The 10,101-nt window shown below is 72.1% G+C and carries 2 protein-coding genes; both read left to right on the forward strand.

Annotated elements, in window-relative coordinates; translation table 11 throughout:
- The first annotated feature begins 12 nt into the window (after nucleotides 1–12).
- The gene (locus GRX31_RS08660) at nucleotides 13–5,364 is read left to right on the forward strand and encodes a non-ribosomal peptide synthetase (RefSeq protein WP_160852214.1); all 5,352 of its coding nucleotides are present in this window, start codon (nucleotides 13–15) and stop codon (nucleotides 5,362–5,364) included.
- Complete coding sequence (locus GRX31_RS08665) at nucleotides 5,364–10,091, forward strand: type I polyketide synthase (protein WP_160852216.1); 4,728 nt, start codon at nucleotides 5,364–5,366, stop codon at nucleotides 10,089–10,091. Before GRX31_RS08660 ends, GRX31_RS08665 begins: the two co-directional genes overlap by 1 nt.
- Nucleotides 10,092–10,101: the final 10 nt, after the last annotated feature.

The raw sequence follows: 10,101 nt of genomic DNA on the forward strand, positions 1-10,101 counted from the left end.
GAGGCAGCTGACATGCTGAGTGGACAAAGTGCAATCGCGGCAGCAGGCCGGGCGCCGGCCAGCCTGGTCGAGCATCTGAGGGGCCTGGCGCAGCAGCGGCCCGACGACATCTGGCTCACCGTGGCCGCCGTGCAGGACGGCCGCGTGGTCGAGCGCAGCCACAGCTATGGCGAGTTCGACCGCCGCGTGCGTGCGCTGGCCACCCGGCTGCAGCAGCTGTGCCCCGTGGGCGCGCGCGCCCTGGTGATGATGGACAACGACGAGCACTACGCCGCCAGCATGCTGGCCTGCTTCTACGCGGGCGTGATCGCCGTGCCGGTGCCGCCGCTGGAATCGCTGCGCGTGCAGCACCTGGAGCGGCTGCTGGGCATCGTGGGCGACGCGGATGCGGCCTGCGTGATCAGCACGGCCGAAGTGATGCAGGCCCTGCCCGGCGCCGATGCGCGCTTTGGCAGCATTGCCGCCGTGGCCGCCGACCAGGTGGACCTGGCCGATGCCGAGGCCTGGCGGCCCCATGCGCCGGCTGCCGACGACATCGCCTTCCTGCAATACACCTCGGGCTCCACCTCGGCGCCCAAGGGCGTGATGGTCAGCCACGGCAACCTCATCGCCAACGAGGCCGCCATCCAGCAGCGCATGGACATCGGCGCGGGCGACCGCTTCATGTCCTGGGCACCGCTGTACCACGACATGGGCCTGATCGGCGGCCTGCTGCAGCCGCTGTACAGCGGGCTGCCGCTGGTGCTGACCTCGCCGCGCCTCTTCCTGGAAAGCCCCGTGCGCTGGCTGGAGCTGATCTCGCGCCACCGCGCCACCATCAGCGGCGGCCCCGACTTCGCCTACCGCATGTGCCTGGAGCGCATCAAGCCGTCGCAGCTGGCGCAGCTGGACCTGTCGAGCTGGCGGCTGGCCTACACCGGCGCCGAGCCCGTGCGTGCCGACACCGTCACGGCCTTCGCGCAGCGCTTTGCCGCCTGCGGGCTGCGGCCCGACGCGGCCTATGCCTGCTACGGCCTGGCCGAGGCCACCCTGTTCATCACCGGCGGCAGTTGCGGCGCGGGCGCCACGATCACATCCTTCGATACCGAGGCCCTGGGTCAGGGCCGGGCCGAGGAAAGCCCCGGCGCCTCGCAGACCACCGCGCTGGTGGGCTGCGGCCCCGCCGTTCCCGGCCATGCGGTGGCCATCGTCGATCCGCACAGCCTGCAGGTGCTGGAGCCCGGCCGCGTGGGCGAGATCTGGGCGCACGGCCCCAGCATCAGCCAGGGCTACTGGGGCAAGCCGCAGCAAACGCAGCAGGCCTTTGTCGAGCATGCAGGCCGGCGCTGGCTGCGCACGGGCGACCTGGGCTTCGTGCATGCTGGGCAGGTCCATGTGGCGGGCCGCATCAAGGACCTGATCATCGTGCGCGGGCACAACCTCTACCCGCAGGACATCGAGTGCGTGGTCGAGGCCGAGGTCGAAGCCGTGCGCAAGGGGCGCGTGGCCGCGTTTGCGGTGGACATCGATGGCCGGGAAGGCATAGGCATTGCTGCCGAAGTCTCGTTCGGCATGCAAAAGCTGGTGCCGGCCCAGGCCCTGGTCGATGCCCTGAGCACCGCCGTGGGTGCGCAGTGCGGCGAGGCACCCCGGGTGATCGTGCTGCTCAACCCCGGCGCCTTGCCCCGCACCTCCAGCGGCAAGCTGCAGCGCGCAGCCTGCCGCCAAGGCTGGTCCGCGCGCACGCTGGATGCCTGGGCGGTGTTCGAGTCGGGCCGCTTCGCGGGCGGCGGCAGCCAGGCACCGCAGGAGGCGGGCGCGGCAGATCCCACCACAAGCACGCTGGCCGGCCTGTGGCGCGAGGTGCTCGGTGGCGATGCGCAGCCCGGGCCGGCCGGCGAGGCCAACTTCTTCGCGCAAGGCGGCAACTCCCTGGCCGCCGTGCGGCTGGCTGCGCGCATCTGCCGGCAATGGTCCCTGGCGTATCCGGCCGGGCGGGTCTTCGAGCACCCGCGGCTGCGCGACCAGGCGCAGGACATCGACCGGCTGTGCCAACAGCGCCAGCCGGGCACGGCGCTGCAGCGCATTGCCCCGCTGGCCGAGGCCCGTCGCGCCATGCCCCTGCCGCTGACGCCGGCCCAGCAGCGCCAATGGTTTCTCTGGAAGATGGATACGCGCAGCACGGCCTACCACGTGCAGGGCGCCCTGCGCATCACCGGGCCGCTGGATGCAGGCGCCCTGCGTGCGGCCGTGCAGGGCCTGGCCGAACGGCACGGTTCGCTGCGCACGGTATTCAACGCCCGGCCCGATGGGGAGGTCGAGCAGCGCCTGGACCCCCAGGGCAGGCTGGAGCTGCAGTGGCTGGATGCCGCGCAGGGCAAGCCCGCGCAGCGCGAGGAGCACGCCGCCCAATGGCTGCAGGCGCTGTGCGCCCAGCCCTTTGATCTGCAGCAGGGGCCGCTGGCCAGGGCTGCCCTGGTGCGGCTGCAGGCCCATGAGCACATCCTGGCGCTGGTGATGCACCACATCGTCTCCGACGGCGCCTCCATGCAGATCCTGCTGGACGATCTGGCGGCGCTGTATGCCGGCGCCCCGGACAGCGGCCCGGCGCTGCAGTACGTGGACTACGCCGTCTGGCAGCGGGAGCAGGCTCAGCAGGCCCAGCAAGGCCAGCAGGCCTCGCTGGCCTACTGGCTGGAACGGTTGCAGGTGCCCCCAGGCGAGGCCCAGCCTGTGCTGGCCCTGCCTACCGACCATCCGCGCCAGGCGCTGGCACGCTATCGTGCGGGGCGGCACAGCTTCGAGCTGCCCGGCGCGACCTTGCAGGCACTGCGCGCGCAGGCCCGCCAGCAGGCAGACACGCTCTTCACGCTGCTGCTGGCAGGATGGCAGGCGCTGCTGTACCGCTACACGGGCCAGGAGGACATCCGCGTCGGCGTGCCCGTGGCCAACCGCGCGCATGCCGACCTGCAGGGCGTGGTCGGCTTTTTCGTCAACACCCTGGTGCTGCGCAACCGCATCGACGGGCGCATGCGCCTGGCCGACGTGCTGCAGCAGGCCCGCGAGGCGGCGCAGGGCGCGCAGGCCCACCACGCGCTGCCGTTCGAGCAGCTGGTGGAGGCGCTGCAGCCGCAGCGCAGCCTGGCGCACAGCCCCTTGTTCCAGGTGCTGTTCAATCATCTGGTGGAGGACTGGCACGCGCTGCAGCAGGTGCCGGGCTGGACCGTGGCCGGCCAGCCGCTGGCGGCCGCAGATGCGCAGTTCGAGCTGACCGTGGAAGTGCGCGAGCGCTCCGATGGCAGCCTGGGCATCAGCCTGGTCTATGCCCGCGAGCTGTTCGAGCCGGGCAGCATGCAGCGCCTGGCCGCCCACTATGCGGCCATGCTGGAGGCACTGGCGCACCAGCCCCAATGTGCCGTGGACGAGGTGCCGCTGCTGGGTCCCGAAGAACGCCAGCAACTGGCGGCCTGGAGCTGCAATGGCCAGGTCCTGCACGGCGGCGACATCGTGCACCGCCGCTTCGAGCAGCAGGTGGCGCGCAGCCCCGATGCCCCGGCCCTGTGCCTGGGCGAGGCCACGCTGGGCTACGCCGAACTCAATGCGCGCGCCAATCGGCTGGCGCATCACCTGATCGCATCGGGCGTGCGGCCCGGCGTGCCGGTGGGCATTGCCATGGAGCGCTCCATCGAGATGGTCGTGGGGCTGCTGGCCATCATGAAGGCCGGCGCGGCCTATGTGCCCATCGACCCCGAGCATCCGGCCGACCGCATCGCCTACATGCTGGAGGACAGCGGCGTGTCCCTGGTGCTGGTGCAGCCGCAGGTGCGTGACCGCCTGCCGGCCAACTGCAGTGCCCGACTGGTCGATGTGCCGGGCCTGGCGTCCCGGCTGCAGGACATGCCGGCCCACAACCCGGCCGTTGCCCTGCATGGCGACAGCCTGGTCTATGTCATCTACACCTCGGGCTCCACGGGCCGGCCCAAGGGCGCGGCCAACCGCCACCGTTCGCTGTGCAACCGCCTGGCCTGGGGGCAGATGCACCAGCCGCTGGGCCCGGGCGATACGGTGCTGCAGAAAACGCCCTTCGGCTTCGACATCTCCTTCTGGGAATTCTTCTGGCCGCTGACCACCGGCGCACGCCTGGCGCTGGCCGCCCCCGGCGACCACCGCGATCCCCGGCGCCTGGCCGAGCTGATAGCGCGCCACCAGGTCAACACCATCCACTTCGTGCCGTCCATGCTGCAGGCCTTCATGGCGCACCCGGTGGCCGCCACCTGCCAGGGGCTGCAGCGCATCATCTGCAGCGGCGAGGCCCTGTCCGCCGAATTGCAGGCGGCCGTGCTGCAGGCCTTCCCCGGCACCCGCCTGCTCAATCTCTACGGTCCCACGGAGGCGGCCATCGAGGTCACCTGGTGGGACTGCCGGGACGAGGGCGCGTTGTCCGTGCCCATAGGCCGCCCCGTGGCCGGGCTGCGTACCCATGTGCTGGATGCCGCGCTCAACGAGGTGCCGCGCGGCGTGGCCGGCGAGCTGTATCTGGGCGGTGTGGGCCTGGCGCGCGGCTACTGGCGGCGGCCTGGCCTGAGCGCCGAGCGCTTTGTCGCCGACCCCGCCAGCCGCACGGGCGAGCGCCTGTACCGCACGGGCGACCTGGTGCGCTGGCGCGGCGACGGCCAGATCGACTACCTGGGCCGCGTGGACCACCAGGTGAAGATCCGCGGCTTTCGCATCGAGCTGGCCGAGGTGGAGGCGCAACTGCTGGCCCACCCCGCCGTGCGCGAGGCCGTGGTGGTCGCCCGCCAGGCGGCCGACGGCGCGCGGCTGGCCGCCTTTGTCTCGGTGCAGCAGGGGCAGACCCTGGACATGGCCGCGCTGCGCAGCGCGCTGGCCGCAGCCCTGCCCGACTACATGCTGCCCTCGTCCATCACCGTGCTGGATGCCTTGCCGCTGAACGCCAACGGCAAGGTGGACCGCAAGGCGCTGCCCGAGGCGCCCACCCTGCCGGCCCTGGAGCACCAGGCCTACGAGCCGCCCGAGGGCGGCGTGGCCGCGACCATTGCCGCCCTCTGGGCCCAGGTCCTGGGCGTGGAGCGCGTAGGCGCCAGCGACAACTTCTTCGACCTGGGCGGGCATTCGCTGCAGCTCATCCGCGTGCATGGCCTGCTGGAGTCGCGGCTGGGCCGGGAGCTGTCCCTGGTCGATCTCTTCAAGCACCCCACGGTGTCGGCCCTGGCGCGGCGCATCGAGCAGGGCGCAGATAGCGAGGGCGGGGGCGAGGGTGACGGCGCCGCGCAGGCGGCCGCCGCCCGGGACGGCATGGACGCGGCCCAGCGCCGCCGCGAGGCGCTGCTGCAGCGCAAGCGCCACATCGAAAGGACCCTCTGATGTCTTCTTCCTCCGAAACCACCGGCCTGGAGATCGCCGTCATCGGCATGGCCGGGCGCTTTCCGGGCGCCGACGACATCGACCGCTTCTGGGCCAACATCCGTGACGGCGTCGAGTCCGTGAAGCGCTACAGCGACGATGAGCTGCGCGCCCTGGGCGTGCCCCAGGCCCTGCTGGACGATGCCGGCTACGTGAAGGCCGGCGTGCCGCTGGCCGGCATGGACCTCTTCGATGCCGACTTCTTCGGCTACACCCCGCGCGATGCCGAGCAGCTGGACCCGCAGCACCGCCTTTTCCTGGAATGCGCGTGGCAGGCGCTGGAACATGCGGGCTACGAGGGACGGCGCTACCCCGGCGCCATCGGCGTGTATGCGGGCACGGGCGCCAGCGTCTACCTGATGCGCCATCTGCTGCCCCGCCATGCGCCGGGCCCTGGCGCCCACGTCGCCGATCTGCTGGGTCTGATGAGCGGCAACATGGCCGATGCCCTGGCCACGCGCGTGGCCTACAAGCTGGACCTGCGCGGCCCGGCCGTCACCGTGCAGACGGCCTGCTCGACCTCGCTGATGGCGGTGCACACCGCCTGCCAGGCGCTGCTGGGCCATGAATGCGCCATGGCGCTGGCCGGCGGCGTCTCGCTCAACCTGCTGCAAAACGGCGGCTACCGCTACCAGGCCGGCGCCATCTTCTCGCCGGACGGGCATTGCCGCGCCTTCGATGCCCAGGCCGCAGGCACGCTGCAGGGCAGCGGCGCGGGCATTGTGGTGCTCAAGCGCCTGGACGATGCGCTGCGCGACGGCGACACCATCCACGCCGTCATCCTGGCCAGCGCCGCCAACAACGATGGTGCAGACAAGGTGGGCTTCACGGCGCCCGGCGTCAACGGCCAGGCCGCCGTGGTGCGCGCGGCGCAGGCCCTGGCGGGCGTGCCGGCCGACACCATCGGCTATGTGGAAGCCCATGGCACGGGCACGGCGCTGGGCGACCCCATCGAGATCGCGGCGCTGACCCAGGCCTTTCGCGCCAGCACGCAGCGCAGGGGCTACTGCGCCATCGGCTCGGTGAAGACCAATATCGGCCATCTCGATGCGGCCGCCGGTGTCACGGGCCTGATCAAAGCGGTGCTCTCGCTCAGGCATGCCACCTTGCCGCCCAGCCTGCATTTCGAGCGGCCGCACCCGCAGATCGACTTCGAGCGCAGTCCCTTCCATGTCAACACCATGGCCAGGCCCTGGCCCCAGGCGGCCACGCCGCGCCGCGCGGGCGTGAGCGCCTTCGGCATTGGCGGCACCAATGTCCATGTGGTGCTGCAGGAGGCTGCTGCAGCCCCTGCCACCTTTGCCACCCCTTCCGGTGCACCGGCGGATACAGCCCGGGGCTGGCAGGTGCTGCCGCTGTCCGCTCGCAGCCCCCGTGCGCTGGACGAAGCGGCGCGCCGCCTGGCTGCCCATCTGCAGCAGGCCGGCAGCGGCCTGTCGCTGGACGATGTGGCCCACACCCTGCAGCAGGGCCGCCGCGCCTTCGGCCATCGCCGTGCCGTGGTGGCCGACGGCATGGGCATGGCGGTGGAGGGCCTGCACCTCTCTGCTGCTACTGCTGCTGCTGCTTCTGCTGCTGCTTCTGCTGCTGCTGCTGCGCCGCCAGGCCAGGCCACCGAGGTGCCGGCACAGCCGCCCGGCGTGGTCTTTCTTTTCCCGGGCGGGGGCGTGCAGCACGCCAACATGGGCCTGGACCTGTACCGCGACGGCGGTGTGTTCCGGCAGGAGGTGGACCGCTGCTGCGAGCTGCTGCAGGCCGAAACAGGCTGGGACCTGCGCCAGTGGCTGTTCCCCGCCCCGGGTGAAGAGGTGGAGGCCGACGCGGCGCTGTCCGCCATGGACAAGGCCCAGCCGGCCCTGTTCGTGATCGGCTATGCGCTGGCCCGGATGTGGATGGCACGCGGCGTGCAGCCCGTGTCCATGCTGGGCCACAGCCTGGGCGAGTATGTGGCGGCCTGCCTGGCCGGCGTGTTCGAACTGCCGCATGCCCTGCGCATCGTGGCGGCGCGCGGCCGCCTGCTGCAGTCGCTGCCGCAGGGCGCCATGACCTCGGTGCCCCTGGCCGAGGCCGAGCTGCAATCCCTGCTGGATCTGGGCTGTGACCTGGGTGCCGTCAATGGCGAACGCCTGTGCGTGCTGTCCGGCCCGCTGGCCGCCATCGAGGCGGCCGAAGAGGCGCTGCGCGCGCGGGACATCACCGCGCGCCGGCTGCACATTGCCGTGGCCTCGCACTCGGCCATGACCGAGCCCCTGCTGGCGCAGCTGGAGCGGGTGGTGGCCAGCGTGCCCCGGCATGCGCCGCGCCTGGCCTTCATCTCCAGCGTGACCGGCAAGCCCATCACGGCCGAGCAGGCCATGAACCCCGCCTACTGGGCCGGCCACCTGCGCCATACCGTGCGCTTTGCGGACGGGCTGGACGAGCTTGTGCGAAAGCCGGGCCGCGTGCTGCTGGAGGTGGGCCCCGGCCAGGCCCTTGCCGCCCTGGCTCGCCAGCATGCGCGCGCCGCCACGGCGGCCGGCATCTGGCCCAGCCAGGCCCATCCCCAGCAGACCGCACGCAGCGCGCAACTGCTGGCGCAGGCCGTTGCCGGACTGTGGTGCGCGGGCGTGGACATCGACTGGACTGCCTGCCGGGGCGGGCGGCCAGGCCGGCGCGTGCCGTTGCCGACCTATGCCTTCCAACGCCGCTCTTTCTGGGTGCAGGCGGCGGGGCAGGGTGGCGATGCACCGAAAGCGGCAGGCGCGGCAGGCCCCTCGGCGACCGCGGGTCCGTTCTACGCCGCCGCCTGGCAGCGCAGTCCCTTGCGGTGGGAGGCAGGCACCGCCGCAGCCGCAGCCCAGGTGGCCCTGGTGTTTGGCGACGGCAGTGCCACGGCCGAGGCCCTGGTGCACGCATTGCGCGCGCAGGGCGCCGATGTGGTCTGCGTGGAAACGGGCGCCGCCCCCGCCTGCCTGGCCCCGGGCCGGCATGCCGTGCGCCCCGGCGAGCGCCGCGATTGTGAGGACTTGCTCGATGCGGTGCAGGCGCAGTTCGGCCCCGTGGGCGCCATCTACCACCTGTGGGCCATGGACGCGGCCGCCCCTGCGCCGCTGGAGCGCGGCTTTCACAGCGTGCTGGCCCTGGCGCAGGCGCTGGAGGCCCGTGCGCACGGAGCTGGAGGCCCGCGCACACGGCGGCTGCTGCTGGTGGCCGCAGGCGGTTCGGAAGATGTGACCGGAGCGGAAGCGCTGAACCCCGAGATGGCCGCCGTCTTTCCGCTGTGCAAGGCGATAGGGCAGGAATGCCCGTCCATCGACTGCCGTTTCGTCGATGTGGTGCAGGCGGGCTCGCCCGCAATGCAGGCCCGGCTGGCGCGCCAGCTGCTGGACGAAGCCCGCGCGCCGCATGGGCTGCGCGCGGCCGACACGGCCATCGCCCTGCGCGGTGCCCACCGCTGGCGCAAGACCTACGAGCCCCTGCAGTGGCAGGACGCCGCGGCGCCGCGCCTGCGCAGGCAGGGCGTGTACCTGATCACGGGCGGCCTGGGCGGCGTGGGCCTGGCGCTGGCCCGGCATCTGGCCGCGCACTGGCAGGCCCGCCTGGTGCTGCTGGGCCGCACGGCGCTGCCTGCGCGCAGCCAATGGGAGGCGCTGGCCGCCGATGACGGGCAGCCGAGCACCCTGCGCCAGCAACTGCTGCAATTGCTGGCCCTGGAGGCCGAGGGCGCCCAGGTGCTGACCCTGGCGGCCGATGTGGCCGACGCCGCGCAGATGCAGGCGGCGCTGGCGCAGGCGCACCAGCGCTTTGGCGCGCTGCATGGCGTGGTCCATGCCGCAGGCCATGCCGACAGCGGCATGCTGGCCACCCGCACGCGGGACGGCGTGGAGCGCACGTTCGCCCCCAAGCTGCGCGGCACCCGGCTGCTGCTGGATCTGCTGGGCACGCAGGACATGCAGGACATGCAGGACATGCAGGACATGCAGGCGCCGGACTTCGTGCTGCTGTGCTCGTCCATCTCCAGCCTCACCGCAGGCCTGGGCAAGAGCGACTACGCCGCCGCCAATGCCTGCATGGATGCATTGGCGGCACTGGCCAGCCGCCAGCGCGCCTGGCCCGTCATCTCCGTGGACTGGGACGCCTGGCGTGACCTGGGCATGGCCGCCGGCATGCGTATTCCCGAGGGCATAGGCTGGAGCGGCGCAGAAGCGGCAGCGGTGTTCGAGCGCATCGTCAACGGCGATGTGCCGCACCAGGTGGTCATCTCCACCACCGACCTGCGGCAGCGCCTGGGCGAGATCGATGCCGGGCTGGTGGATGCGCTGGCAGAACCTGCCGCCGAAGCCGTCGCCGAACCTGCCAACGGATCGCAGGCCCGTGGCGGCCATCCGCGCCCGGCGCTGCAGACCGCCTACGTCGCGGCCGAAGGCGAGCTGCAGCAGGCACTGGCCGCGCTGTGGACCGACATGCTGGGCATTGCCCCGGTGGGCGTGGACGACAACCTGTTCGAGCTGGGCGGCGACTCGCTGCTGGCCCTGCAGATCCTGGGCCGCGTGAAAAAGCGCTTTGGTGTCGAGCTGCACCCTGCGGCCTTCTTCAAGGCCCCCACCGTCGGCGAGCTGGCCGTGCTGGTGGAGACCCGGCTGATCGAGGAGATCGAGGCCACCGTTACCGATGAAGGCGATGCCCTTGCCGCCTTCGCATCTGCGTGAGAAGACCACC

The sequence above is a fragment of the Delftia sp. CH05 genome, assembly GCF_009827015.1.
Taxonomy (GTDB): Bacteria; Pseudomonadota; Gammaproteobacteria; order Burkholderiales; family Burkholderiaceae_C; genus Comamonas; species Comamonas tsuruhatensis.

What these genes read in the sequence shown, in the direction of transcription:
- GRX31_RS08660 (WP_160852214.1), top strand. Translation starts at nt 13, where the DNA reads ATGCTGAGTGGACAAAGTGCAATCGCGGCAGCAGGCCGGGCGCCGGCC.
- GRX31_RS08665 (WP_160852216.1), top strand. Translation starts at nt 5,364, where the DNA reads ATGTCTTCTTCCTCCGAAACCACCGGCCTGGAGATCGCCGTCATCGGC.